This is a genomic window from Polaromonas sp. UC242_47, assembly GCF_044452385.1.
GTDB lineage: Bacteria > Pseudomonadota > Gammaproteobacteria > Burkholderiales > Burkholderiaceae_C > Polaromonas.
In genome coordinates this window covers 2,167,211-2,191,739 of the sequence record NZ_JBIOAO010000001.1, presented here as the reverse complement: position 1 = coordinate 2,191,739, position 24,529 = coordinate 2,167,211, and the positions used below count along the sequence as shown (strand labels likewise).

24 protein-coding genes and 1 pseudogene are annotated in these 24,529 nt (G+C 62.5%); 12 read left to right on the top strand and 13 right to left on the bottom strand.

Annotation, left to right across the window (positions count from 1 at the left end; all coding sequences use genetic code 11):
* Window positions 1-21: 21 nt before the first annotated feature.
* The 4 genes from ACHMXK_RS10760 to ACHMXK_RS10745 are packed head-to-tail and all read right to left on the bottom strand — an operon-like array spanning window position 22 to window position 3,310.
* Complete coding sequence (locus ACHMXK_RS10760; protein ID WP_397440162.1) at window positions 22-462, bottom strand: MarR family winged helix-turn-helix transcriptional regulator; 441 nt, start codon at window positions 460-462, stop codon at window positions 22-24.
* Between the two features lie 2 nt (window positions 463-464).
* A complete protein-coding gene (locus ACHMXK_RS10755; protein WP_397440160.1) occupies window positions 465-1,439 on the bottom strand; it encodes a Bug family tripartite tricarboxylate transporter substrate binding protein in 975 nt (324 codons plus the stop codon).
* Between the two features lie 36 nt (window positions 1,440-1,475).
* The gene (locus tag ACHMXK_RS10750; RefSeq protein ID WP_397440158.1) at window positions 1,476-1,655 is read right to left on the bottom strand and encodes a hypothetical protein; all 180 of its coding nucleotides are present in this window, start codon (window positions 1,653-1,655) and stop codon (window positions 1,476-1,478) included.
* A gap of 17 nt (window positions 1,656-1,672) precedes the next feature.
* The gene (locus ACHMXK_RS10745; RefSeq protein WP_397440156.1) at window positions 1,673-3,310 is read right to left on the bottom strand and encodes an FAD-dependent oxidoreductase; all 1,638 of its coding nucleotides are present in this window, start codon (window positions 3,308-3,310) and stop codon (window positions 1,673-1,675) included.
* Between the two features lie 145 nt (window positions 3,311-3,455).
* Here ACHMXK_RS10745 and ACHMXK_RS10740 point away from each other — a divergent pair, with 145 nt between their 5' ends.
* On the top strand, window positions 3,456-4,364 hold the full coding sequence (locus ACHMXK_RS10740) for a crotonase/enoyl-CoA hydratase family protein (RefSeq protein WP_397440154.1): 909 nt from the start codon (window positions 3,456-3,458) through the stop codon (window positions 4,362-4,364).
* Window positions 4,365-4,370: 6 nt separating this feature from the next.
* On the opposite strand, the gene ACHMXK_RS10735 is transcribed toward ACHMXK_RS10740, so the two are convergent.
* Together ACHMXK_RS10735 and ACHMXK_RS10730 are read right to left on the bottom strand one after the other, a co-directional pair.
* Window positions 4,371-4,667: a hypothetical protein gene (locus tag ACHMXK_RS10735; RefSeq protein ID WP_397440153.1), complete on the bottom strand. Its 297-nt coding sequence runs from the start codon at window positions 4,665-4,667 to the stop codon at window positions 4,371-4,373.
* A gap of 213 nt (window positions 4,668-4,880) precedes the next feature.
* A complete protein-coding gene (locus ACHMXK_RS10730; protein ID WP_397442500.1) occupies window positions 4,881-5,336 on the bottom strand; it encodes a CHRD domain-containing protein in 456 nt (151 codons plus the stop codon).
* 742 nt (window positions 5,337-6,078) lie between these two features.
* Here ACHMXK_RS10730 and ACHMXK_RS10725 point away from each other — a divergent pair.
* A complete protein-coding gene (locus ACHMXK_RS10725) occupies window positions 6,079-6,531 on the top strand; it encodes a hypothetical protein (protein WP_397440151.1) in 453 nt (150 codons plus the stop codon).
* A gap of 114 nt (window positions 6,532-6,645) precedes the next feature.
* Here ACHMXK_RS10725 and ACHMXK_RS10720 read toward each other — a convergent pair whose 3' ends face one another.
* From ACHMXK_RS10720 to ACHMXK_RS10710, 3 genes are all read right to left on the bottom strand, one after another.
* Entirely contained in the window at window positions 6,646-7,374 is a 729-nt protein-coding gene (locus ACHMXK_RS10720; protein WP_397440149.1) for a glutathione S-transferase, read from the bottom strand.
* A gap of 133 nt (window positions 7,375-7,507) precedes the next feature.
* Window positions 7,508-8,695, bottom strand: a complete 1,188-nt coding sequence (locus ACHMXK_RS10715; RefSeq protein WP_397440147.1) for a methyltransferase — start codon at window positions 8,693-8,695, stop codon at window positions 7,508-7,510.
* A gap of 145 nt (window positions 8,696-8,840) precedes the next feature.
* Window positions 8,841-9,452: a hypothetical protein gene (locus ACHMXK_RS10710; RefSeq protein ID WP_397440145.1), complete on the bottom strand. Its 612-nt coding sequence runs from the start codon at window positions 9,450-9,452 to the stop codon at window positions 8,841-8,843.
* A 422-nt stretch (window positions 9,453-9,874) separates the two neighbouring features.
* Between ACHMXK_RS10710 and ACHMXK_RS10705 the strand changes: the two genes are divergently transcribed.
* Window positions 9,875-10,903 (top strand): OmpA family protein, encoded by a 1,029-nt coding sequence (locus tag ACHMXK_RS10705; RefSeq protein WP_397440143.1) that lies wholly within the window; start codon window positions 9,875-9,877, stop codon window positions 10,901-10,903.
* A 58-nt stretch (window positions 10,904-10,961) separates the two neighbouring features.
* Here the strand turns inward: ACHMXK_RS10705 and ACHMXK_RS10700 are convergent, their stop codons facing one another.
* Window positions 10,962-12,125 (bottom strand): acyl-CoA dehydrogenase family protein, encoded by a 1,164-nt coding sequence (locus ACHMXK_RS10700; RefSeq protein WP_397440141.1) that lies wholly within the window; start codon window positions 12,123-12,125, stop codon window positions 10,962-10,964.
* Between the two features lie 93 nt (window positions 12,126-12,218).
* On the opposite strand from ACHMXK_RS10700, the pseudogene ACHMXK_RS10695 reads away from it, so the two are divergent.
* The 7 genes and pseudogenes from ACHMXK_RS10695 (at window position 12,219) to ACHMXK_RS10665 (ending at window position 20,190) form a co-directional block, all read left to right on the top strand.
* A pseudogene (locus ACHMXK_RS10695) lies at window positions 12,219-13,450 on the top strand (aromatic ring-hydroxylating dioxygenase subunit alpha).
* 14 nt (window positions 13,451-13,464) lie between these two features.
* A complete protein-coding gene (locus ACHMXK_RS10690; protein ID WP_397440139.1) occupies window positions 13,465-14,670 on the top strand; it encodes an acetyl-CoA C-acetyltransferase in 1,206 nt (401 codons plus the stop codon).
* Window positions 14,670-16,829, top strand: a complete 2,160-nt coding sequence (locus ACHMXK_RS10685; RefSeq protein ID WP_397440137.1) for a 3-hydroxyacyl-CoA dehydrogenase NAD-binding domain-containing protein — start codon at window positions 14,670-14,672, stop codon at window positions 16,827-16,829. The genes ACHMXK_RS10690 and ACHMXK_RS10685 overlap by 1 nt, the downstream gene beginning before the upstream one ends.
* 68 nt (window positions 16,830-16,897) lie before the next feature.
* Window positions 16,898-17,836, top strand: a complete 939-nt coding sequence (locus ACHMXK_RS10680; protein WP_397440135.1) for a GNAT family N-acetyltransferase — start codon at window positions 16,898-16,900, stop codon at window positions 17,834-17,836.
* Window positions 17,837-18,000: 164 nt separating this feature from the next.
* A complete protein-coding gene (locus tag ACHMXK_RS10675) occupies window positions 18,001-18,585 on the top strand; it encodes a chromate transporter (protein ID WP_397440134.1) in 585 nt (194 codons plus the stop codon).
* Window positions 18,582-19,154 carry a chromate transporter gene (locus ACHMXK_RS10670; RefSeq protein ID WP_397440132.1) on the top strand — a complete coding sequence of 191 codons (573 nt, stop codon included), beginning with the start codon at window positions 18,582-18,584 and terminating at the stop codon, window positions 19,152-19,154. Before ACHMXK_RS10675 ends, ACHMXK_RS10670 begins: the two co-directional genes overlap by 4 nt.
* Window positions 19,155-19,230: 76 nt before the next feature.
* Window positions 19,231-20,190 carry an aldo/keto reductase gene (locus ACHMXK_RS10665; protein WP_397440130.1) on the top strand — a complete coding sequence of 320 codons (960 nt, stop codon included), beginning with the start codon at window positions 19,231-19,233 and terminating at the stop codon, window positions 20,188-20,190.
* A gap of 51 nt (window positions 20,191-20,241) precedes the next feature.
* Here the strand turns inward: ACHMXK_RS10665 and ACHMXK_RS10660 are convergent, their stop codons facing one another.
* Window positions 20,242-21,057 (bottom strand): LuxR C-terminal-related transcriptional regulator, encoded by an 816-nt coding sequence (locus ACHMXK_RS10660; RefSeq protein WP_397440128.1) that lies wholly within the window; start codon window positions 21,055-21,057, stop codon window positions 20,242-20,244.
* 68 nt (window positions 21,058-21,125) lie between these two features.
* Here ACHMXK_RS10660 and ACHMXK_RS10655 point away from each other — a divergent pair, with 68 nt between their 5' ends.
* A complete protein-coding gene (locus ACHMXK_RS10655; RefSeq protein WP_397440126.1) occupies window positions 21,126-21,593 on the top strand; it encodes a DUF3237 domain-containing protein in 468 nt (155 codons plus the stop codon).
* Between the two features lie 61 nt (window positions 21,594-21,654).
* Entirely contained in the window at window positions 21,655-22,653 is a 999-nt protein-coding gene (locus ACHMXK_RS10650; protein WP_397440124.1) for a Bug family tripartite tricarboxylate transporter substrate binding protein, read from the top strand.
* 197 nt (window positions 22,654-22,850) lie between these two features.
* Here ACHMXK_RS10650 and ACHMXK_RS10645 read toward each other — a convergent pair whose 3' ends face one another.
* Entirely contained in the window at window positions 22,851-23,693 is an 843-nt protein-coding gene (locus ACHMXK_RS10645; protein WP_397440123.1) for a prolipoprotein diacylglyceryl transferase family protein, read from the bottom strand.
* A 53-nt stretch (window positions 23,694-23,746) separates the two neighbouring features.
* Entirely contained in the window at window positions 23,747-24,496 is a 750-nt protein-coding gene (gene rlmB / locus ACHMXK_RS10640; protein WP_397440121.1) for a 23S rRNA (guanosine(2251)-2'-O)-methyltransferase RlmB, read from the bottom strand.
* Window positions 24,497-24,529: the final 33 nt, after the last annotated feature.

Genomic DNA, 24,529 nt, shown 5'->3' with positions numbered 1-24,529 from the left:
AAATCGCTCCGCAGGTGAAATTCATTCGTCGTCACTGGCCTGTGCCTGCGCAATCAGGCGGTCAAACAAGCGGCTGAGCTGCTCTCGTTCGGTGGCACTCAGCACGCCAAAAATCTCGTGGTTACGCCTGTCCACCACGGCCATGGCACGGCGCCAGGTTGCATCGCCCTCGGCTGTGAGCGTGAGCACCACGCCGCGCCCGTCGGTCGGGCTGGCGGCCTTGCGCACCAGCCCCTGGTCCACCAGCGACTGGGCGGCGCGGCTGGCCTGCCCTTTGTTCAGGTTGGCCATTTGCGCCAGGTCATTGACGGACAAGGGCGCAAAAGAGCCGACGGCCGTGAGGCAGCGGCCATCGCTCATGGACAGCCCGGCCCCGGCCACATAAGCGCGCTGACTTTCCAGGTCGGTCAGCTTGTGCAGCAAATGCAGGCGGTAGGTCAGGGTCCGGTCGAGCTTGAACATGCTCAGTCCAGCTTGATACCGCTGGTGCGAATCACCTGCGCCCATTTTTCACGCTCGGCCTTGGCATAACTGCCCATCTGCGCCGGCGTGCTCGGCGTAGGCTCCAGGCCCAGGACCTGGAAACGCGCTTTCACCGGGGTGGAGTTCAGGGCATCCACCAGGGTCTTGTTCAGCTTGGCGATCACGTCGGCAGGTGTGCCGGCCGGGGCCGCCAGACCCTGCCAGGCATAGGCTTCAAAACCTTTGAGGCCTTGCTCGTTCAGCGTGGGAATGGTTTCAAAGTTTTTCACGCGCTGCGGGCTGGCAATACCTATGGCGCGCAGGCGTCCGGCATTGATGAAGCCCATGCCGCTGGCCGTATCGACAAACATGAAGGGCAACTGGCCGCCCGCCACATCCTGCACCGCGGGTGCTGCGCCCCGGTAAGGCACATGGACCAGGTTCAGACCGGTCGTGCCGCGAAACAGCTCGGTGGCTAGGTGGTGCGGGCTGCCCGCACCCGGTGTGGCGTAGCTGACGCCACTCTTCTGCGTCTTGGCCCAGGCCATGAATTCAGCCAGGTTCTTCACCGGAATGGCCGGATTGACCACCAGAATCATCGGAAAGCGGGCCAGCAAACCGATGGGCGCCAGGTCTTTTTCGGCGCTATAGCTGAGCTTGGCGTAAAGCGCCGGGTTGGCGGCCAAGGTGGCTGTGTCGCCGGTCAGAATCGTGTAGCCGTCGGGCTTGGCATGGGCCACATAGTCGGCGCCAATGTTGGTGGCGGCCCCCGGCTTGTTGTTGATGATGATGGGCTGGCCCAGGGCCTGGCCCATGGCCTCGGTCAGCGAACGCGCCACCACATCGGAGCCGCCGCCAGCGGGGTAAGGCACCACCCATTCAATCGGTTTGACCGGATAGTTTTGCGCCGAAGCAGCGGTCGCGGCAAAAGCCAGCAGTGTCAGCGAGTGGCGGATAAGAGTGGGAATGCGTTGCATGGTGTCTCCAGGTTATGGGCTGTGTGTGTAAAAAAATCAGGTGTTGGCCAGCCGCTCGGCTTGGGCAATCAGCGCCAGGGCTTGGTCCGCATCCGTTTGCCGCGTCAGCAGCGCCAGGGAAAGTGTGGCCAGAAACAAGGGCGCCTGGGCTTCACCGACGCGGGCCGTGGCTTGTGCCAGCGCGGTATAGGTTTGGTCGAGTTGGGTGTCGGTCATAGGGGTCTCCTGGAGCGTCAAGGGGCGACGGAGTGAATGGCCAGGCGGCGCAGGGCTGCCTGTACGTCTGCAGCACTGCCTTCACGCCACCGCCCCATCACATAACCGTCAGGTCGCACCAGGTACAGCGTGCCCTCTTCTGCGTCATAACGCTCATGGGCCTGGCCGAGTTCATCAATCAGCGTGTGGGCATTGGCTTGCCCCTGGCTCGCAATGCAGATCACCTTGAGCGCAGCGGGGCCGGTGACATCCGGCGTGGCCAAGGCCTGCAGTGCCGCGGGCAAGCCGGGCTGCTTGGCAAAGTGCAACAGCACAAACTCTCCGCCGAAGCAGGAAGTCAGGTGCAGGTCGCCGTTGCCGGCGCGCAGTTTAGCCTCAGGCGCTGGCATGCCGGCTCGGGCGCCCGCCTTGAAACCAGCCTCTTGCGCCGTCAGGTTCAGTGGTGAATTTTGGTACTCGACCGGGGTGGACTGGCGCGGGTTGACCAGTGAACTCACGGCCGGGTTTTCGGTGCACAGGCGCAGTGCAGCCTCGCGCAGCAGCTTGAAGCCGTAATCGGGCGGCGCCATGAATTCGGTGCTCTTGGCACCGTAGGCGATGTTCTCGTGTGTGGCCTGCACACGTTCGCTGGAGTAACTGTCCAGCAGCGCGTCGGCCGCCTGCCCCTGCTGTACCAGCGCCAGCTTCCAGGCCAGGTTGCCGGCATCGTCCAGGCCGGAATTGAGCCCGCGCACGCCAAAAATCGGCACCAGGTGGCCGGCATCGCCGGCAAACAACACACGGCCATGGCGGTAGCTGGACAGCGTGAGGCATTTGGCGTTGTAGATGGAAATCCACAGCGGCTCCCAGGGCTCGTTCTCGCCAATCATGGACAAATGGCTTTGCACACGCGGCAACACGTTCTCAGGCTTCACGGCTTCCACCGGGTCTTCGTCATCCCGAATCTGGTAGTCAATACGCCAGACATCGTCGGGCTGACGATGCATCAGGATGGTGGAGCCCGGGTTGGACGGCGGGTCAAACCAGGCCAGGCGCTCCACCGCACGTTTGGTTTTTTGCACGACGTCCACAATCACGTATTTGCCTTCGTATTGCGTGCCTTCCAGCTGTAAGCCAAGTTGTTCGCGCACGGTGCTGCGGCCGCCGTCGCAGGCCACCACCCAGTCGGCCTGCACGGTATGTGTGCCATCCACGGCCTCGATATCCACTTGCGCGCCGTCTGCCTGCGGCCGTACGGCTATCACCTTGCTGGACCAGCGCACATCGACCCGGCCGCCTTGCGCCAGCGCCGCCTTGTGCGCAAACTCCTCGGCGTAAAACTGCTGGATGTTGACCATGGGCGCGTAGCGCTGCGTCGGTTCGCTGGGCATCTGGAAATGCAGCACTTCGCGGTCGCGAAAGTAGCTGCGTCCGCCGACCCAGGACAAACCTTTGTCGACCAGCGGCTGGTCGGCGCCGACCCAGCCCAGGATTTCCTGCGAGCGGCGCGACATGCAGATGGCGCGGCTGCCGGCGCAGTAGCCGTCGTCGGCTTCAATCACCAGGCTGGCGATGCCGTAACGCGCCAGCAAGGCCGCCAGGGTCATTCCGACAGGACCGCCGCCGGCGATCAGCACAGGCACGTGGTCCGGAAATGGGGAAGCAGTGAAAGTCATGGGTACCCGCTTATTTAGTTGCGGGCACAACTATAAGGCAACTTGGTTGCGGCCGCAACCAGATCACATCCACATCGCCCTGTTGAAACACCTGGCTCGTCCTTGGCTATGATGATTTTCATCAAAAAAACCAGGAGACAAGACCATGCCCACCTTCAGCACCCTGCGCATCGACAAGGATGCCGCCCACCCCCGCATCGCCCGCCTGCTGCTCAACCGGCCGGAGCGGCTCAATGCCATCAACGATGCCATGCCGCGCGAGATCCGCGCCGCCATCGACTGGGCGGCGGCCGAGGACGAGGTCCACGTGATCATTGTGGAAGGCGCGGGCAAAGGCTTTTGTGGCGGTTACGACCTGAATCACTTTGGCGAAGGCAACATCGACCACCCCTGCCAGCAGGAGAAGTTTCCATGGGACCCGATGGTCGACTACGCCTATATGAAACGCAACACCGAAGACTTCATGAGCCTGTGGCGCAGCCCCAAACCGACGATTGCCAAGGTCCATGGTTACGCAGCCGCCGGCGGCAGCGACATTGCGCTGTGTTGTGATTTGCTGGTGATGGCTGACGATGCCCGTATAGGCTACATGCCGACCCGCGTCTGGGGCTGCCCGACCACGGCAATGTGGACTTACCGCCTGGGCGCCACGCGCGCCAAACAACTGATGTTTACCGGCGACACCATAGACGGCAAAAAGGCGGCCGACTGGGGCCTGGCGAATGAAAGTGTGCCGATCGACCAGTTGGAGGCGGCGACCCTGAAACTTGCGCAGCGTATAGCCGGCGTGCCGCGCTCACATCTGGCCATGCACAAGATGGTGGTGAACCAGGTCATGCTGACCATGGGCCTGGAGCAGACCCAGATGATGGCCACCGTGTTTGACGGCATCACCCGCCACAACCCGGAGGGCCTGTGGTTTCGCCGTTACGCCCAAGCCGAAGGTTTCAAGGCCGCCGTGCAGTGGCGCGACAGCGGCGAGCCAATTCCCGAAGGCGATGAGGCGCGCGACAAAATTCAGCAGTTGTCGGCCGGTCGGCCCGAGGCCAGCTAAAGCAACTTACTTGGTTTTCAGGATCGCGCGGGCAGCCGCCATGTCGCGGTCATACAAGGCTTTGGCATCACGCCGGCAAGCGCTGCGTTCAGCCACCGCCATGGCCGCACATTCGGCGAGGTAACCCTTGTAGCCGCCGTTCGCCTCGTTGATGGCGGTGCGGTATTTCTGCTGCGGCGTGGTGTCGGGAATGGTCCCGCGTTCGATCAACTTGTCCTCCATCGCCGCCGGCTGGGCCAGGGCGGCAGAGCCGGCGACAGCCAGCACGGCGGAAACAAACAAGGTCGAGAGTTTTGTTGACATGGTGAAGTCCTTGGTGACTGGCCCGGTCCGGGCCATGGCGGAGAGATACGGGCAAACAGCGTGTTGATGGTCAGGACCCACCTTAAACGCCAGGGAAGAATGCCGACGTCGGCAGGCAGGCCCTGTGGGTGTAGGACCTATCGCGCGTCGCGACAGGCGAAAAAAAACCGGGCCAATCAGCCCGGTTCTTTTGTCTGCAGCCTAGCGCGTGACTCAGTTACGCATGGTCATCTGCCCGCGAATCTCGCCGCCCGGAAACTGCGCCGTGTGCACGTTGGCGTACCACCTGCCGGCCATCAGGTCCGCGACCTGCGCCGCCGTCAAGGTCGCCTGGCCGGACTGCGGGCTGGTCACCGGGCTGGAAAACGGCACCACGACGCCGGCATTCGCGCCCACTGGGGCCGGGCCGTGAAAGTGGGCGGCGGTGGCCGGACCGCTCAGGCCCGCATACGTCAGTTGCCAGCGCAGCAAGTTGGTGTCCTTGTTCAACACCGCATCCACCTGACCGCTGGCGTTGCTGGCATTCGCCGGCACCTCGTTGGCGCCGCGCAGTTGCGTCGTGAACGTCACCTGGTTGGACTGCCCCGGCATCATGCCGCAACCAGCCACCAGGACCACAGCGGCAGAAGCCGCCAGAAGAGCGCGAAAGCCGTGGCGATAACTCATCATCATGATTGTCTCCAGGTGAATGAACGGGCTTCATCTTAGATCGGCCCGCAACGCAAAAGCTGTAGGACACCGGCTAGTCAGGCTCTGCCACGCGCTTCCTGCCAGGCCTTCAGCACTCACCAAAAATAGCAATGAAATTGGCCTACAGCCCTTTATTCATGGACGCAGGAAGCTATCCATTCAATAGCAACGGCGAGCCTGCATTCAGACCACGGGTGACGGAAGCCGCCCCTGTAGGACCGCCATCACAGGGGCTTGGGTGCTGAACTGACAAAGGGGCGGCTTGCCAGCCTCTGGGCAAGGCGGGTGCGTGGATTTACGGTAGGTGTAGGCCTCCCCGGATGTGCCGGTTGGCCCTGCGTTTTATCTTTGATGGGAGCAAGACATGAAGTCACTTTTCACCGCCCTGCCCGCTGTTCTGGTTCTGCTTGCCCTCAGCGGTTGCCCCCAGTCCCGGACGCCAGACATCCCGCCGCATGCACCGCAACCCAAAGCCGTGATGCATCACGGGGAGGCGCTTCAAAGCCAACTCGCGATGGCCTTGGGCCAAGCCCGGGAAGTTTGAATCCAGCACGAATCCTCCTGATGAAGACCCGCGCACGCGCACAAGATGCTATTGAATCGATAGCATCCACAAAGCTTTACAAACCCGCCGTGACGCCCTACGCAACTTTACAAAGCATGCGGTATGCCGTTTGCGAGCCCGCCGGACACTGAGATCAACAACCAAGGAGAGCCCTTCATGAGCATCAGCAACCCGATCAAAAAAATCCTGCTCGCGACCCTGTTGGCAGGTGCCGTCGCCGCCCCGGTGATGGCGCAAGTCAGCATCAACATCGGTATCGCCCCGCCGCCGCTGCAATACGAGCCCGTGCCCATGCTCGCCCCCAGCCAGGTCTGGGCACCAGGTTACTGGGCATGGACCGGCAATCGCTATATCTGGGTACGTGGACGTCCCATGTTGCAACGCGATGGCTACCGCTGGGCACCCGACCACTGGGAGCATCGCGGCAATGGTTATTACCGCCAGCCGGGCTATTGGGTCCGTGATACACGGCCGGGGTTCAACAACAGGCCAAGCTACAGGCCGCAGCAAGGCGACAACCATGGCAACAAGCACGGCAACAAGCACTGGGACAAACACGATGACCGAGGTCATGGCAAGAACCGGGACCGGGATCACGATCGCCGCTGACATAGCGCGATCATGAAGAAATAGGAAAAGCTGGCAATGCCAGCTTTTTTTCGTTCGCCCGGCGCATCTGCGGACTATGGATGTCTTGCACACCCGCAACACTGACTTGCCGTGTCAGCCGTCCAGCTCGGGATAGCGCCTGAAGATGCCCTCTTCGTTGAACGCAATCCGCCTGTCGCTGGCCAGGTAAGCCGCCACACGCCGGTGTTGCGCCACGCGCTGGTGCAGATCAAACACATGCGGCGTCGACTTGAGCACCCGCTTGCTCGCTCTTGGAAAGGCGTAAAGCAAGCCATCAACCACTTGGAACAAGGACAAATCCGCGTAGCTCAGGCGTGCGCCGACCAGGTGTTCCGGCCCCTTGGGGTTGCGTGCCAGCACGGTTTCAAACCAGGCCAAAAACTTGGGCAAACGCAGTTGGCGAAAAGCCTTCGCCCGTTTGACGGCCTCTGCCTTCTGGTCTTCGTAATAAAGGTGGCTTGAAATCGGGTGATGTGTCTCATGGACTTCCGCCACCAGGTCGGCCATGGTCAGTTGCAATTGATGCGTCCACAACTGGCTGGCTTCGCTTTTGCCCACCAGGCCCAGACGCGGCCCGAGGTACAGCAGGATGGCGGCGGTCTGCCCTATGGTGTGTTTGCCGTGGACCAGAAAAGGCGGTGCAAACGGCGGATGTTCCAGCGCCGGGTCTTGCATGCGGCGCAAGGTGGCCGCCAGACCCTGCCCCGGTTTGCCTTGGCCACGCGCAACGTCCACATACTCGGCGCCGGCGGCCTCCAGCGCCAGCCGCACAAACTCACCGCGGCCCTGGATTGTTGGCCAGTAATGCAGTTCGTAAGGCATGGCGATGTCCTTGTCTTGAAGCAGGTAGGCTGGCTAAAGTGGCGCCAAGCTGCTTTTGGCAGAAAATATGAACGAAATAGGCCTCCAGCCCTTTATAAACGGGCGCAAGCAGCTATCACATTCATAGCAACTGTCAAGCAAGCGTTTTGGCACCCAGCCGCCAGAGCGAGGTCACTTCAGCTGCCCGGGCGGCATGCAGGGCATCGTCCACGTCAAACACCTTGCTGTGTTGCGGCTTGGCGTCCACACGGGCCAGCACCTGCAGGCCGGCGGCATCGATCCAGGCCAGCAAGTCGGCACGTGTGCGCAGGCCCAGGTGTTCGGCCAGGTCGGACAGAATCAGCCAGCCCTCGCCGCCAGGCGCCAGGTGTACCGCCAGGCCGCTGAGAAAACCACGCAACATGCGGCTGTCGGGGTCGTACACCGCGTGTTCGATGGGCGAACTCGGACGGGCTGGCACCCAGGGTGGGTTGCAGACGATCAGCGGCGCACGCCCTTCGGGAAACAGGTCTGTTTGCTGCAGGTTGACTTGGGCGGTCAACGCCAAACGCTTGATGTTGTCACGCGCGCAGGCCATGGCCCGCGGGTCCTGGTCCGTTGCTACGACCCGATTCACGCCGCGGCGCGCCAGTACCGCTGCCAGCACGCCGGTGCCGGTGCCAATGTCGAAAGCCACGCCGTCAGCACCCAAGGCCGACGGCAAGGCGGTGTCGGCCACCAGGCCCAGATATTCGCTGCGCACAGGCGCAAACACGCCGTAATGCGGGTGAATGCGCTGGCCGTCCAGGGCCGCAATCTCCACCCCTTTGCTGCGCCACTCATGGACGCTGATCAGCCCCAGCAGCTCCCGCAGCGAAACCACGTAAGGGCCTTGCGCCAGGTCGCCGGGGCCATAGACCTCGCGGCAGGCTTGCACCACGTCAGGCGCGCGCCGCAGCACGCTGTGATGCGCGCCGTCAAACTCCAGCACCACCATGGCCAGCGTACGCGCGCGCTGCGACTGCGCTTGCCGATGCAGATTGAAGAGGTCTGCAGGAGAAGGTTCGGCCAGGCCTGGTTTGGCTTTTTTGGCCTTTTTAGGCCTGTCGATGCGCCTGGCCAGGGCCTGCAGCAAATGCCGTGCATTCTGGAAGTCACCGCGCCACAACAAGGCCGTGCCTTCACTGGTCAGGCGATAGGCCTCGTCCGCGCCCAAGGTGTCGTTGGCAAGAAGCACGCGTTTAGGCGGCAATGCGCCGTTTTCGGAGCGCCAGCGCGCAGAACGCGTTTCACCGGCTTCGGTCCACTCGATGCGGGGCTGGGTCTGGGGCTGCGTGCTCATGCCAGTACTTTCGGGGCAATGTGAGAAATGCGCTGCACGCACAGGCGCAAAAAGAGGAGAAACATTGCAAAAACCCGGTGAATGAATAGACCCCCATTATCCGGTGCCGCACCCAAAGGCGGCTGACGCGCTGCCGTGCAGCCGCTTATCGGCTGTCTTTTCCGTTGTCGCCCAGGCTGTCGAGCTCACCCAGCGGCACCAGGTCGGACGCGTAAGTGCGGTCGCCTATGTTCATCTGGCTGCTTTTTTGCCAGGCAGCCTCGAAAGCCGCCAGTTCTTCCGCGGTCGCACGCTCGTAGCGGCGAACATTCAGTGAACGTGAGGCTTGTGGCGATGTCTGGTCCGGACGCGGGCCCTCTCCGGCGCGCGGGGAGTCCAGTCCCTTGAGCTCTTCATTGACACGCCAGTACACCGCCGGCACGCCGAGGCCATAACGGCTCAAGGCGTTTTTCTTGATGGCAGCCCCCAGCGCTGCCAAGGGTCCTTGCCGCCCCTGCTCGTTGCTCAGATAGTCGGTTGACAAGTCCACCATCACGGCAAAGGTATGACCGCGTTTGTCAACACGCACAACCTTGAACCGGTAACTTTCGCCCACCAAGCCCCAACTCTTCATCGTGCTGTTGATCGAGTCAAAAAGCATTTCCCGGCGAAACGCCATGCGTTCCTCCAGGCTCATCTGAACAGGGCCGGTCTCCGGCCCAACCTTGCTGTCCCTGGCTCCGCGTGAAGGAGAAAACAGATTTTGAAAAAGCGACATGGAGAAAAAGATGTTGAGTGAGGTCTCCCAACCTCGTTGCAAAACGTTCTTCGAGTTATGAGGTACTGACAAGCCGCTGGGCAGACTTATCGCAAACAAGCATCCTATGCTTTTCATTACATGTTGTCACGATCGGATACATGGCATTTTGAAGCGCCGCGCCTGTGACAAATAGCAGGAATTAGGCACAAAGAAGTCGCCAAGTGCTTGGTTTTAGAACTTTTTCGTGTATTCAGCCAACACCCCAGGAATCGCAACCTCAAGTGCACCGCGCCAAAAATGAGGTAGGCCAATTCTCACGCAGCAATGCGGATAGCTCCCACAAGCGCCCCTTCCTGCCAGCCGCAATGTTGCGGCTGGTACGGGCGCGGGCCGGGCTGACGCCAAGGGGCCTATTTATCCATTCTATTTTTGGAGCCTTTATGAAACTGAACCGTCTCGTCAACCTTTCCGCCGCAGCGGCCGCCCTGGTTTGTTCCAGCCCTGGCCTGCTGATGGCCCAGCCCGTTCAAAACTCGTCCTTGTACATCATGCCGTCCATCACGATCGTGGACCCCGATTCCCGCTTCAATGGCAACAAGAATCTGGGCGGCCTTGGTCTGCGCCTGGGCAAAGCGATCACGCCGTCCTGGGACATTCAGGTCGGCGGCAGCATCGCACGCGCGACCAACAATGGCCAGCGTTTTGAGCAAAGTTCACTCGGTGTTGATGCCTTGTACCTGTTCAACCGCAGCAACTTCCGACCCTTCCTGCTGGCTGGCGTGGGCGCAGAAAACGACAAACTGCCCAACGCCCGCCAGACCTCACCCTATATCAACCTGGGTTTGGGGTTTCAGCTGGCGTTGTCCGAGCAATGGTTTATGCAGGCCGATCTTCGCCGCAGCCACACCTACCAGCGCGACGACACCCTCTTTGGAACGGACCGGACCAACAGCAACTCCCTGAACTTCGGCGTGAGTTACTACTTTGACAAACCGGCGCAACCGGTGGTCGCGCAGTACACCCCGCCGCCCGCCCCCGAACCAGTGGTCACACCTCCGCCCCCTCCTCCGCCAGCGCCACCTGCACGGTTTGAACGCGTGACCCTGTCAGCCACCGAGCTGTTTGAATTTGACAGCGCCGAATTACGCATGCCGCAGGCCAGGCTCGACGAAATTGCCCAGGCCTTGAGTGGCGGGCAATACACCGGCAATATCACCGTGACGGGCTACACCGACCGCCTGGGGGCGGACAGCTACAACCTGAAGTTATCCCAGCGCCGCGCGGACGCGGTGAAAAACTACCTGACCGGCAAAGGCGTCAGCGCCAGCCGCCTGACGGCCATCGGCAAGGGCAAAGCCAACCCGGTCGTCGACTGCAAGGACCGCAACCAGGCGGCGCTGATCAAATGCCTGGCGCCCAACCGCCGGGTAGAGGTTGAAGAGATTGTGATTGAGCGCCGCGTCAACTGAGCGATCAGCAACGGCCCGTGGCCAGCTCACGGAGCCTTGCTGAGGACACGCCAAGTCGTTATTTGGCCCCCAGGCCCATGGCCCGCGAAATCACCTCTTTCATGATTTCGTTGGTGCCGCCGTAAATCCGTTGCACGCGTGCATCGGCATAAGCGCGGGTGATCGGGTACTCCCACATATAACCATAACCACCGAAGAGCTGCACACATTCGTCCATGACTTTGCACTGCAAGTCGCTGCACCAATATTTGGCCATGCTGGCCGTCGCGGTGTCCAGCTTGTCCTGGCTGATCAGCTCGCAGCATTTGTCGACAAACACACGTGCGACCTGTACCTCGGTCTGCAACTCGGCCAGGGTATAGCGGGTGTTCTGGTAGCTGGCGACCGGCTGGCCAAACACTTTGCGCTCTTTCACATAAGCCAGCGTCCAGTCAATCGCAGCCTGCGCCGAGGCGACGGCCGTGATCGCAATTTGCAAACGCTCCCAGGGCAGTTGCTCCATCAGACAGATAAAACCCCGGTTCTCATGCGCCTCGCCGCCCAGCAGCATATCTGCGGGCACGCGCACGTCGGAGAAAAACAGCTCGGACGTGTCTTGCGCCTTGAGGCCGAGTTTTTTCAATCGTTTGCCCACTTCAAAACCGGGCATGCCGCGTTCCACCAGCAGCAAGCTGGTGCCCTTGGCGCCCGCCGTCGGGTTGGTCTTGGCGACCACAATCACCAGATCCGCATGCCAGCCATTGGTGATGAAGGTCTTGCTGCCATTGAGCAAATAGCTGCCTTCGGGCTGCTTGAGGGCAGTGGTTTTCACGCCCTGCAGGTCGGAGCCGGCGGCCGGCTCGCTCATGGCAATTGCGCCCACCATCTCGCCGCTGGCGAGTTTGGGCAGGTATTTCTGTTTTTGCGCTTCGGTGCCGTAATGCAGGATGTAGGGCGCAACAATTTCATTGTGCAGGCCGTAACCAATACCAGAGAAGCCGCCGCGCGCCAGCTCTTCCATCTGCACCACCGAATAAAGCTTGTCGGCACCCGCACCACCATAAACCTCGGGCATGGTCATGCATAAGAACCCGTTTTCACCGGCCTTGTTCCACACCGCGCGATCGACATAACCCTGCTCCTCCCAGTCGGCGTGGTGGGGCGCAATTTCCTGCGCCAGGAAACGCCGGAAGCTGTCGCGAAACGCTTCGTGGTCCGTTGAAAAAAGGGTTCGCTCGATCATGGTGTCACCTTGAGGACTATTTATAAAAAGCAATTGCTTGGTGAAAAGAATATACTGCAAACGCCATAAAACAACCCGGGACACTGACGCACCATGTCGCAAGCCGCTGTTGATGACACCACCCTTCTGCCTCCCGCCGTCACGGCTGCCTTGCTGGAACGTATCCGGGTCCAGCTGGCCAGTGCCCAGCCGGACTGGAAGGCCCACCCTGCCGCAGAAACCCATATTCCGGTGGCGCGTTATTTTTCGCCAGAGGTCTGGCAGGCCGAACTGCAAGCCCTGTTTCGCCCCTTGCCCCAGATCGCCGCGCACAGCAGCGAACTGGCGCGCGGCCAAACCATGGCACACGACAGTTTTGGTGTGCCGCTGCTGCTCAGCCGCGACGCAGACGGCACGGTGCGCTGTTTTCTCAATGTTTGCCGCCACCGCGGCATGCGGCTGATCGAAGCCGCTGGCGGCGCGCAAACACGCAACAGCGTGGTCTGTCCCTACCATGGCTGGACCTACAAGCTCAACGGCGAGTTGCGCCACATGTTGCATGCCGACGCCTTCGACGCCTGCCCCGCAGGCGCGCGCGACCTGACACCTGTGCCTTGCGCTGAACGCCATGGCCTGATCTGGGTGGTGCCTGATCCCCAAGGCGCCATCAACCTGGACGATTTTCTGGGCGGACTCAACCATGAACTGCCTTTTTTCGCCATCGAGCAGTTGCAGCACTTTCGCACGGTTGAAGCCGACTACCCCGCCAACTGGAAACTCATCATCGATGCGTTTTTGGAGTCCTACCATATCCGGGTACTGCACCAGAACACCATCTATCCCTATTTCTCGGACGGCATCACCTCGGCCGAACGGTTTGGCCCACACATCCATTCGCTGGTGGCGCGCAAAGCTGCGCAGGAATGGGCCGCGCAGCCAGGCAGCGAGGCGCCCACCACGCTGGAAGGCCTGAGCCGGCTGGCGACGACGAGTCAGGTGATTTTCCCCAACACGGTGACCATCTTTCACCCCGACTATCTGAGCCTGATCACCGTGGTGCCCACCGGTCCCAGACCTTGCGCTGGACGCACCGCATGCTGATTCCCGCCGCCAAGGCCACGCCAGACTGGACACCACATTGGGAAAAAACCTTTCGCCTGATCGAACAAGGCGTGTTCCAGAAAGAAGACATCCATTGCGCCATCGGCATTCAGCGTGGAATAAAAAGCGGCGCCAACCCACACATCACGGTGGGCCGCGCTGAACAAGGCGTGGCCTGGTTTCACGAACAGGTGCAAGAAGCCACCGCGCCCTATTTGCAAAACACAACGATCCCATCCTATTGATCAGGAGAACAAGCATGACCGAAGCCTTCATCTACGACGCCATACGCACGCCGCGCGGCAAGGGGAAAAAAGACGGCAGCCTGTACGAAGTCAAACCCGTCAACCTGCTAGCCGGCGTGTTGACGGAGTTGCAGCGCCGCAATAACTTCGACACGGCGCAGGTCGACGACGTGGTGATGGGCGTGGTTTCGCCCATCGGCGAACAAGGCTCGGTGATTGCCAAGGTCGCCGCACTCAAGGCAGGCTGGGACTTTCGCGCCTCGGGCGTGCAGGTCAACCGCTTTTGCGCCTCCGGGCTGGAGGCCGTCAACATGGCCGCGCAAAAAGTCCGCTCGGGCTGGGAAGACCTGGTGGTGGCCGGCGGCGTGGAAAGCATGAGCCGCGTGCCGATTGGCTCCGACGGCGGCGCCTGGGCGCAAGACCCGGAAACCAACAGCGCGACTGCGTTTGTGCCACAAGGCATAGGCGCCGACCTGATTGCCACGCTGGAAGGCTTCAGCCGCGCCGATGTGGACACTTTTGCGCTGGAAAGCCAGAAACGCGCGGCCAAGGCACGTGAGGCCGGCTACTTCGATCACTCCATCGTGCCCGTCAAAGATTTCCTGGACCAGACCATTCTGGGCCAGGACGAATTTATCAAGCCCCACACCACCTTGGAAGGCCTGGCCTCGCTCAAGCCCGCGTTCGAACAAATGGGCAGCATGGGTTTTGACCAGGTCGCGTTGACCCGTTACCCGCAGGTTGAACGTATCCAGCATGTGCACCACGCCGGCAACTCCTCGGGCATTGTGGACGGCGCCGCGGCGATGCTGATCGGCTCCGCCGCCGCCGGCAAAACCCATGGTTTCACGCCGCGCGCACGTATCGTCGCGGCAGCCCTGAGCGGCGCCGACCCAACCATCATGCTGACCGGCCCCATGCCGGCGGCGCGCAAGGCGCTGGCCAAGGCCGGGCTGACGATAGACCAGATCGACCTGTTTGAAGTCAACGAAGCTTTTGCCGCCGTGGTGATGCGTTTCATGAAAGAGATGAAGGTGCCGCACGACAAGGTCAATGTCAACGGCGGCGCGATTGCCATGGGCCATCCGCTGGGCGCCACCGGTGCCATGATTTTGAACACCCTGGTCGACGAGCTGCACAGGCGCAAACTGCGTTACGGACTGGCCACGCTGTGTGTGGGCGGCGGCATGGGAATTGCAACGATTGTGGAAAGAATCTGATGAAGACCATCCAGTACGAATTGGCCAACGGCATCGCCACCCTGACCTTTGACGAGCCCGGCTCGCCGGTCAACACCATGTGTGCGCAATGGCAACACGACATGTCCGAAGTGACCGCGCAAGTCCTCCAAGACAAAGCGGCGATCAAAGGCATCGTCCTGGCCTCGGCCAAAGCCACTTTTTTTGCCGGCGCCGATCTCAAGGCCGTGATGCGCCTGAGCCCGGCGGACGCCCTGGCCTCGTATACCGAGATCGAGCTGCTGAAGAAGAACTTCCGCACGCTGGAAACACTGGGTGTGCCGGTGGTGAGTTGCCTCAATGGCACGGCCCTGGGCGGCGGTTGGGAAGTGGCCTTGCTCGGCCATCACCGGATTGCGGTGGACGATAAAAAAATCCAGTTCGGCCTGCCGGAAGTGACCTTGGGCCTGCTGCCCGGCGCCTCGGGTGTGACCAAGATGACGCGCCATCTGGGCCTGCTGGCGGCGCAGCCCTATTTGCTGGAGGGCAAACTGTTCGGCCCGCACGAAGCACAGGAAATGGGCCTGGTACACGCCCTGGTCAGCAACGCCAGCCAGTTGCGCGGCGAAGCCCTGGCCTGGATCACGGCCAGCCAGGGCGACCCGGCCAAAGCCCAACACCCCTGGGAGACCAAGGACTACAGAATCCCCGGCGGCACACCGGCCAACCCCAAGATCGCCATGGCCCTGACGGTCGCACCCGCCATGCTGAAAAAGCAGACACGCGGCCTCTACCCGGCCCCCGAAGCCATCCTGGCCTGCATGGTCGAAGGCGCGCAGGTGGATCTGGAAACAGCCTTGCGCATTGAAAGCCGTTATCTCGCCAAACTGATGACGGGCACCAATGCGAAGGCCATGATCAACACCTTCTTCTTCAACATGAACGCGATCAAAAGTGGCCAGTCACGGCCCAGGGATGTGCCGCGTTTCAAACCCGCCAAGGTCGGCCTCCTGGGCGCCGGCATGATGGGGGCCGGCATTGCCTATGCGCAGGCCAGCAAAGGTATCGCCACCGTGCTCAAGGACGTCAGCCAGGACAAGGCCGATGCCGGCAAGGCTTACAGCGCAAAAATCACGCAGCCGCGTGTGGACAAGGGCCGCATGAGTACCAGCGACCAGGCCGCCCTGCTCGCGCGCATCAAGGCCACGGACAAGGTCGCCGACCTGGCCGGCTGCGAGCTGATCATCGAGGCGGTGTTTGAGCGTCGCGACCTGAAAGCCAAGGTCACGCAAGAGGCCGAGCCCATGCTGGCGCCTGGCGGTTTTTTTGCATCCAACACCTCCACCTTGCCCATCAGCGGCCTGGCGGCTGCCAGTGCCAACCCGGCCAAATTCATAGGCATTCATTTTTTCAGCCCGGTCGACAAGATGAAGCTGGTCGAGATCATCCGCGGCAAACAGACCGATGACGAAACCGTGGCGCGCGCTTTTGACTATGTACAGGCCCTGGGCAAAATTCCCATCGTGGTCAACGACTCGCGCGGTTTTTACACCAGCCGCACTTTTGGCACCTTTGTGATGGAAGGCGCGGCCATGCTGGGCGAAGGTGTTCCGGCCGCCGCCATTGAAAACGCCGGCATCCAGTGCGGCATGCCGGTCGGGCCGCTGGCCGTGCTGGACGAAACCGCCTTGTCGCTCAGCGTGCATGTGCTGGACCAGACCCGTGCCGACTACAAGGCCGAGGGCAAGACCTACATCGCCACGCCGGGCGAATTACTCGTCGAACGTTTGGTCAAGGAGTTCGACCGCAAGGGCCGGGCGGCGGGCGCCGGCTTTTACGACTACCCGCTTGAGAAAGGCGCGAAGAAAACCTTGTGGCCCCAACTGAAAACACTGTTTGAAACACCCAGCGCCACCTGGGACATCACCGAACTGAAAGACCGGCTGCTTTACCGCCAGGCCGTGGAAACCGCGCGTTGCCTGAGCGAAAACGTGTTGACCACGGTGCACGACGCCAACATCGGCTCCATCTTCGGCATCGGCTTTCCAGCCTGGACCGGCGGTGCCATGCAGTTCATCTACGGCATGGGCGTGGATGCGTTTGTGCAACGTGCCGAGCAGTTGGCCGCGAAGTTCGGCCCGGGTTTTGCTCTCAGCGACAAGGTCAAGGCCACCATCAAGCAGCACCAGCCGGTTTATTGAGCCTGGCGTTCCAAACTGCGAACCGCAATTACTTGACCAAGTCAAGTAATTGCCGGATGATCAGCGCCATGAAAGCTGATCCTTCCGCCGCCGTTCCCGTCGCTCACGTCAAGGCCGTACGTGGTTTCAACCGCTTTTACACGCAGCGCATCGGGGTGCTGGCGCCTTACCTGGGCAGCGAGTTTTCGCTGACCGAAGTGCGTGTCCTGTACGAGCTGGCGCACCGCCAGCAACTCACCGCCACCGACTTGAGGCGTGACCTGGCACTGGACGCGGGTTACCTCAGCCGCATCCTGCGCCGTTTTGAAAGTCAGGGCTGGATGGCCCGCACACCCGCCCCGGCCGACGCGCGGCAAAGCCTGTTGCAACTCACCGAAGCCGGTTACCAGGCGTTTGCGCCGCTGCAGCAACGCTCGCGCGACGAAGCCGCCGCGTTGCTGGCGCCGCTGCCCGGGCCGGCGCAACAAGAACTGACAGCCGCGCTGGCCACCGTGCAGCGTTTGCTGGCGCCGGCCAGCCTGCCCACACCGAGCGTGATCCTGCGTGATCCGCAAGCCGGTGACATGGGCTGGGTGGTGCAGCAACACGGCGAAATTTACGCGCGTGAATACGGCTGGAACAGCGAGTTCGAAGCCCTGGTCGCTGACATCGTGGCCGGCTATCTACGCAAGTACCGGCCCGACTCGGACCGCTGCTGGATCGCCGAGCTCAATGGCGAGCGGGTCGGCTCCATCTTTGTGGTGCGCAAATCCGCCACCGTGGCCCAGCTGCGCATGCTGATCCTGACACCGCAGGCGCGCGGCCTGGGCCTGGGCGCACGGCTGACCGACGAATGTATTGCTTTTGCCCGCAGCCGGGGCTACAAAAAAATAGTACTCTGGACCAACAGCTGCCTGGACAGCGCCCGGGCCCTGTATGCCAAACGCGGCTTCAAACTGGTCAAAAGCGAGCCCTACACCGGTTTTGGGAAAGACCTGGTGGGAGAAACCTGGGCGCTCAAGCTGTAGAAGCCTGACACCAGCCTGGCTGGATTTTTCTTGTTTTTACAAGCTTTTTAGGCCTCCAGCCCTGATGGGACGGTCGCAGTCAGCTATCAAAAAAGAAGCAAATTAAAAGTCACGCACAATCCTGACCCTGAATAACCCCACGATTCGCCGGTGATAATTGCGGCATGAATGCCTTGCCCACTGACGAAGAAACCGCCCGCCCGCGGCCCGAATCCCTGACCGATCTGTTTGTCTCCTTCACCCTGCTGGCGCTGCAAGGTTTTGGCGGTGTGCTGGCCGTCGTGCAGCGCGAGTTGGTCGAGAAAAAACGCTGGATGACGCGTGAGGAGTTTGTCGAGGAATGGGCGGTCGCGCAAATCATGCCCGGACCCAATGTGGTCAACATTTCCATGATGATAGGCCACCGCTATTTCGGCCTGCGCGGCGCCCTGGTGGGCCTGGCCGGCATGTTGACCGTGCCACTGGTCGTGGTTTTGCTGCTGGCGCTGGTGTATGCGCAGTTTGCCGACAACCCCCATGTGGCCGGTGCCCTGCGCGGCATGGGTGCGGTCGCCGCCGGCCTGATCGCCGCCACCGGCCTGAAGCTGATGGGCGCCCTGAAAAACCACCCGCTTGGCCGGCCCCTGTGTATGGGGCTGGCGCTGCTGACGTTCATCGGCATCGGACTGCTGCGCCTGCCGCTGGCTTACGTGGTCCTCGGGCTGGGCGTGACGGCCTGCACGCTGACTTACCGGAAGCTGGCACCATGAATTTGACCCTGCACTGGAGCGACTGGCTCGCCATGTTCGGGCATTTCATGACCCTGTCGCTGCTGTCGGTGGGCGGCGCGATCACCACCGCGCCCGACATGCACCGCTACCTGGTGGACCGCCAGCACTGGCTGACCGACCCGCAGTTCAACGCCTCGGTGGCGATTGCGCAGGCCGCGCCCGGCCCCAACGTCTTGTTTGTCGCCCTGATGGGCTGGCATGTGGGCCTGAACGCCGGCGGCCCGCTGCTCGGCTTGTTTGGCGTCCTGGTCACCATGCTGGGCATCATGTTGCCCAGCACCACCCTGACCTACCTGGCCGCCAGCTGGGGCCACCGCAACCGCAACCTGCGCGGAGTCCGTGCCTTCAAACAAGGCATGGCGCCGATTGTGATTGCGCTGCTGATCGCCACCGGCTGGATTCTGGCCAGCGCCAGCGTCAGCAGCCTGAAAAACTGGCCGGTGATGCTGCTGACCGCGGTGACGGCCTTCATCGTCTGGCGCACCCGGCTGCATTTGTTGTGGCTGCTGGGCACGGGGGCGTTGCTGGGCTGGTTCGGTTTCGTTTGAAGCGCGGCCTGCAGAAGGTGCGAAATGCGGAAACAATGGCCCTTCCGCATTTCAACCCAAGCACCAAGGACAGCGCATGACTCACCCTGGCTACCGCGAACTGGGCCGCTCCGGCCTGCAGATTTCACCGCTCACCCTGGGCGGCAATGTTTTTGGCTGGACGGTGGATCAGCCCACCTCCTTTGCCCTGCTCGACGCCTGGGTCGAGGCCGGCTTCAACTTCATAGATACGGCGGATGTGTACTCCAGCTGGGCCCCAGGCCACAGCGGCGGAGAATCCGAAACCGTGATCGGAAAATGGCTGAAACACAGCGGCAAACGCGACCGCGTGCTGATAGCCACCAAGGTGGGCAAACCCATGGGGCCGGGCAAACAAGGTTTGAAGCCGGCGTATATCCGCCAGGCGGTGGAAGACTCCTTGCGTCGCCTGCAGACGGATCACATCGACCTCTACCAGTCGCATGACGACGATGCCGACACACCTCTCGAAGAAACCCTGGCCGCCTTTGGCGAACTGATCCGGGCCGGCAAGGTGCGCGCCATAGGCGCCTCCAACTACAGCGCCGTCCGGCTGGCCCAGGCACTGGAGGTCAGCGCCACAAACAGCCTGCCCCGTTATGAAAGCCTGCAGCCGCTGTACAACCTGTATGACCGGGCCGTGTTTGAAGATGAGCTGGCGCCCTTGTGCCTGAAACAGGGCGTGGGGGTGATCAATTTTTACACCCTGGCAGCAGGCTTTTTGACAGGCAAATACCGCACGGCGGCCGATGCCGGCAAAAGCGCACGCGGCGCCGGCAGCACGGCCAAATACCTCAATGCGCGCGGATTACGCATTCTGGCCGCGCTGGACCAGGTGGCGGCACGTTACAACACGACGCCGACGCAAATCGCCACCGCCTGGCTGATGGCGCAAGCCGCCGTGACTGCCCCGATTGCCAGCGCCACCTCGCTGGCGCAGATGGCGGAGCTGGTCGCCGCCACACGCCTGACGCTGGATGCCGAGGCGATGGCGACGCTGAATCAGGCTAGCGCCTGACGCCGCTGGCAACCGGCGCCCTCTTGGGCGCCACGGGCTGGCTCTAAGCGGTCAATGCAACTGGGGCGCCTTCAGCAGCAACCCGAACAGCTCGTTGCGAAAGTGGATCCCCAGGCGCGCGAAGGCGCGGTTGCGGTAGGTTTTCACGGTGGGCAAGCTCAGGCCCAAGTCCGCTGCCACGCCTGCCTGCGTCATACCCTGCAGCAGCCGGGCGCACACATCGAGCTCACGCGCGGTCAACTGCCCGTTCAGGCGGCGCAGGCGCTGCATCAGCACCGCCACCGAGCCGGAGTCAGCCTCGATCACAGGTGGCAACGAATCGGCCAGGGCCAGGTGTTTTTGCGTCAGCGCCAGCAAGGCCGGCGCCAGGCCTTCGAAAGCCGCCACCTGCCCGTCGCTGAAGGCCCGCTGGTGGGTGTGGCGATAGAAATTGATGGCGAACACCGACTCATCGTCCTGCTGCCGCACGATGGACACCCGTTCGGCTACGCCGTGAGCGTCATAGACGCGCGCACGGTGCTCGCTCGCCACCTCCTGTGCGGTGATGTGGCACAACAAGGTGGCTGGCTGCGGCGAGGCGGCAGCACCGTCCTGCACCAGCGTGCGGTCGCTCAGGTAAGGCCCTGACAGGTAGGCGCGCCAGCAATCGCGCGTGGTGTCGGGCATGCCGTGGCTGGCCGACATGAACATCGCCGGCTGGCAGTTTCTGCCTGTGCGGTAGACCGACCAGGAGCCGGCCGGCACCAGCGGGTGCAGGCAGTTGAGCAGCGCTTCTTCAAAATGCGGCTGACCCAGGCGGCTGATCATGCCGGCCAGCGCCTGCCCCACGTCCACCCCGCTGCCCTCGGTCAAATGCCACTTTCTCATCGCCACTCCTGTGCCTGTCATCTTCAGGGATGACAGCTGCAGACCGCAACGGGGATTACGCTAGGGTCATGCATGCCCTTCCCCTCCCCGTACTTGTGCCTTTTGCCGATGTATCCGTCCAAGTGGCCGCGCCGCTGGAAGTTGGCCAGACCGTTCACGGCCTGCGCCGCCTTATTCCCATCGTCGGCGGAGAAGCGACCGGCCAAGGCTGGACCGCCCGGGTCTTGCCCGGCGGCGCGGACTTCCAATTGATCGTCAACGACCGCCTAGCCGAACTGGACGCGCGCTACGTCCTGGAAACCGACGGCGGCGACATGATTTATGTGCAGAACCGGGCGGTGCGCGCCGGCCCGCCCGAGTTGATGGCGCGGCTGGTTCGCGGCGAGCCAGTGGACCCGGCGCAGATCTACTTTCGCTGCTCGCCCAGCTTCGAGACCTCGTCAACGTCACTAGGCTGGATCGCCGAGCGCATGTTTGTCGGTTGCGGCGCGCGCCATCCCGACCGCGTGGTCATGCGTTTTTTCGAGCTGGCCTGACCCTTCCCGTTATTGATCGCTTTCTAGCAACTTTTTCCTATAACAACCCGGAGACATCTTCATGAGCCCTTGCCCCTTCTCACTGGCCCGACGCGCGCTCGCCCTGGCCCTGGTGGCCGCCGGTCTGGCGCCCTGGGCTGCAGCCCAGGCACAGGCGACCTACCCCGCTCGCCCGGTCCGCATCATCGTCGGTTTTCCTGCCGGCACCGGCCCCGACATCGTCGCTCGGCTGCTGGCGCAAAAGCTGTCTGAAAACTGGGGCGGCGTGGGCGTGATCGTCGACAACAAGCCGGGCGCCGGTGGCCTGATTGCGGCAGCGGAGGCCGCACGCGCCGCGCCCGATGGCTACACGCTGATGCTGGGCGAGACCGGCCAACTCAGCATTGCCCCCAGCAGCTACAACAAGTTGCCCTACGACCCGGCGAAAGACTTCGTCGCCGTCAGCCAGGCCGTCAGTGCGGACTTTGTGCTGCTGGTCAACCCGCAAAAGGTGCCTGCGAAAAATGTCAAAGAGTTCGTGAGCTGGACCCAGCAGCAAAAAGGCCTGTTCATGGCCACCTTCGGCGCGGGCACGCCGGGACATTTCGGCGCTTTCATGTTCGGCGAGGCCATCAAGATCAAGCCCGAACCGGTGCACTACAAGACCACGGGCGATGCGCTGGGCGGCCTGTTCAGCGGCGACGTGCAGGGCGTATTCGCCAGCGTCGGCCTGGCCGCGCCCAATGTCAAGGCGGGCAAACTGGTGGCGCTGGGCACCACCGGCGCCACGCGCGCCGGCGCGCTGCCCGATGTGCCGACCATCAAGGAGCAGGGCTTTAGCAACCTCGAGTTCACCTCATGGTTCGGCATCGTGGCACCAGCCAAAACACCGGCCGACATCGTCGCCAAACTCAGCGCCGACGTGCAGAAGGCCGTCCGTTCGCCTGAAGGAAAGCAGAAGATGGAAGACGCCGGATTTCGCGTGACCGGCACCACGGGCGAAGAGTTCGCACGCATCATCCGCGCCGACACCGTCACATGGGGCAAGGCGGTCGCCGCCACCGGCTTCAAGGCCGACTGACACGCGCCTGCATCGTTTCGGTGAGCTCGGTGATGTGCATGGTGGTGTAAAACCCGCCGCAAATGGCGTCGAGGCTCAGCTGCGCTGGGTGCGCGCCTTCAAACAAGAAATGGCGCTGATGGTGATCGCGCGACGGATCGCCACCGGCTGCATTGGTTGTGGCTGCGTGGCGCGGCGCTTTGCTGGGCTGGTTTGATCTAGGGGACGCGCCGTGGAACAACGGCGGCCGGCACGCGCAGCTGCTCTAATTTACTGGCCAGGGACGCGGCCGACAACTCGCCCAGATGGCTGTCAACCAAGCGGCCGCTGGCGTCGTAAAACAAGGTGGTCGGCAAAGAGCGCGAGCCCACGGCCAGCGCCAGCGCGGTGCGGGGGTCAAACACCACGTGGGAAAGGTTCAGTTTGCTGCTGGCCAGGTAACGCAGCACGGTCGCGCCGTCTTCACCCTGGTTGGCAAACACAAAACGCACACCGCTTTCCTGCTGCTGTGCGGCGGCGAGAACCGGCATTTCACGGCGGCAAGGCGGGCACCAGGTGGCCCACAGGTTCACCACCAGGGGTTGGCCGGCGGCCAGTTCCGCTAGCTGGACCGACTCGCCCGCCAGGGTCGTCAACACCACCGTGGGCAACACCGGCGGCTCCTCCTTCACCCAATGCAGCGTTGCCGACATGGCACCCGAGACCAGGGCGCCCGCCGCCAAGCCCAGGATCAGCGGCTTGCGTATTGCCACGCGGCGCCTGCCCTGCCAGATCGCCACCCCCAAAGCCGCCAGCACGCCGGCCCAGAGGCTAAAGCCGCCATCACGGATATCGAGAATAGACAAAGGCGCCTGGCGGTAGCTGTCAAACCATTGGCCCACAAACACCAGGCGCGCCACCAGCAGCCCGATGAGCAATATGTCGGACAAGCTGTTGGCGATGCCGCCGGTTTTCTGGCTCCGCCCGACCAGGTGGCCCACCGCCAGAGCCACCAGCAACGCCACCATCAGAAAAAGCTGATTCAGCGGCAATGGGAAAGGGCCGATATTGACGCTTAGCATGTCTCAGGCCGGGCACGCGGCAGGCGCGCCGTGAAGGCAGTCAATGCCAATGGTCAGCTGCGCTGACGCAGGGCTTCGTACAGGCAGACGCCGCTGGCCACGGACACGTTCAGGCTTTCGACCGCGCCGCGCATCGGGATGCTGACCAGTTCGTCGCAGGTTTTGCGTGTCAACTGGCGCATGCCTTCACCTTCGGCGCCCAGCACCAGGGCCACCGGGCCGGTGAGTTTGACGTCGTAAATGGTTTTGGTCGCGTCGTCGCTGGTGCCGATGATCCAGATATTGCGTTCCTTGAGTTCGCCCAGGGTGCGCGCCAGGTTGGTCACCATGAAATAAGGCATGGTTTCGGCGGCGCCGCTGGCCACCTTGGCCACCGTGGCGTTGATACCGGCCGCGTGGTCTTTGGGCGCAATCACCGCGTGGGCACCGGCGCCATCGGCGACCCGCAGGCAGGCACCCAGGTTGTGCGGGTCGGTCACGCCGTCCAGCACCAGCAAAAGCGGCTGGGCGGTGCCCGCCGCTTCCAGGTTTTCAAGCATCTCATCCAGCGAGGTGACCTGGGCCACAGCGTCCACCCGCGCCACCACACCCTGGTGGCCATGGCTGCCGCACATCTTGGCCAGGCGCAAGCCGTCCGACTCGATCAGGCGGACACCGGCCTCTTTGGCGCGGTCCACAAACTGGCGCATACGCGCGTCACGGCGCGAAACATCGAAAAAAACTTCAAAAACGGACTGGGGCGCGGTCTTGATACGCACACCGACGGCATGAAATCCGAACAGGACTTTGGGGGATGAGGACATGGCTGGATTATCGCTGCATCAACCCCAAGGGAA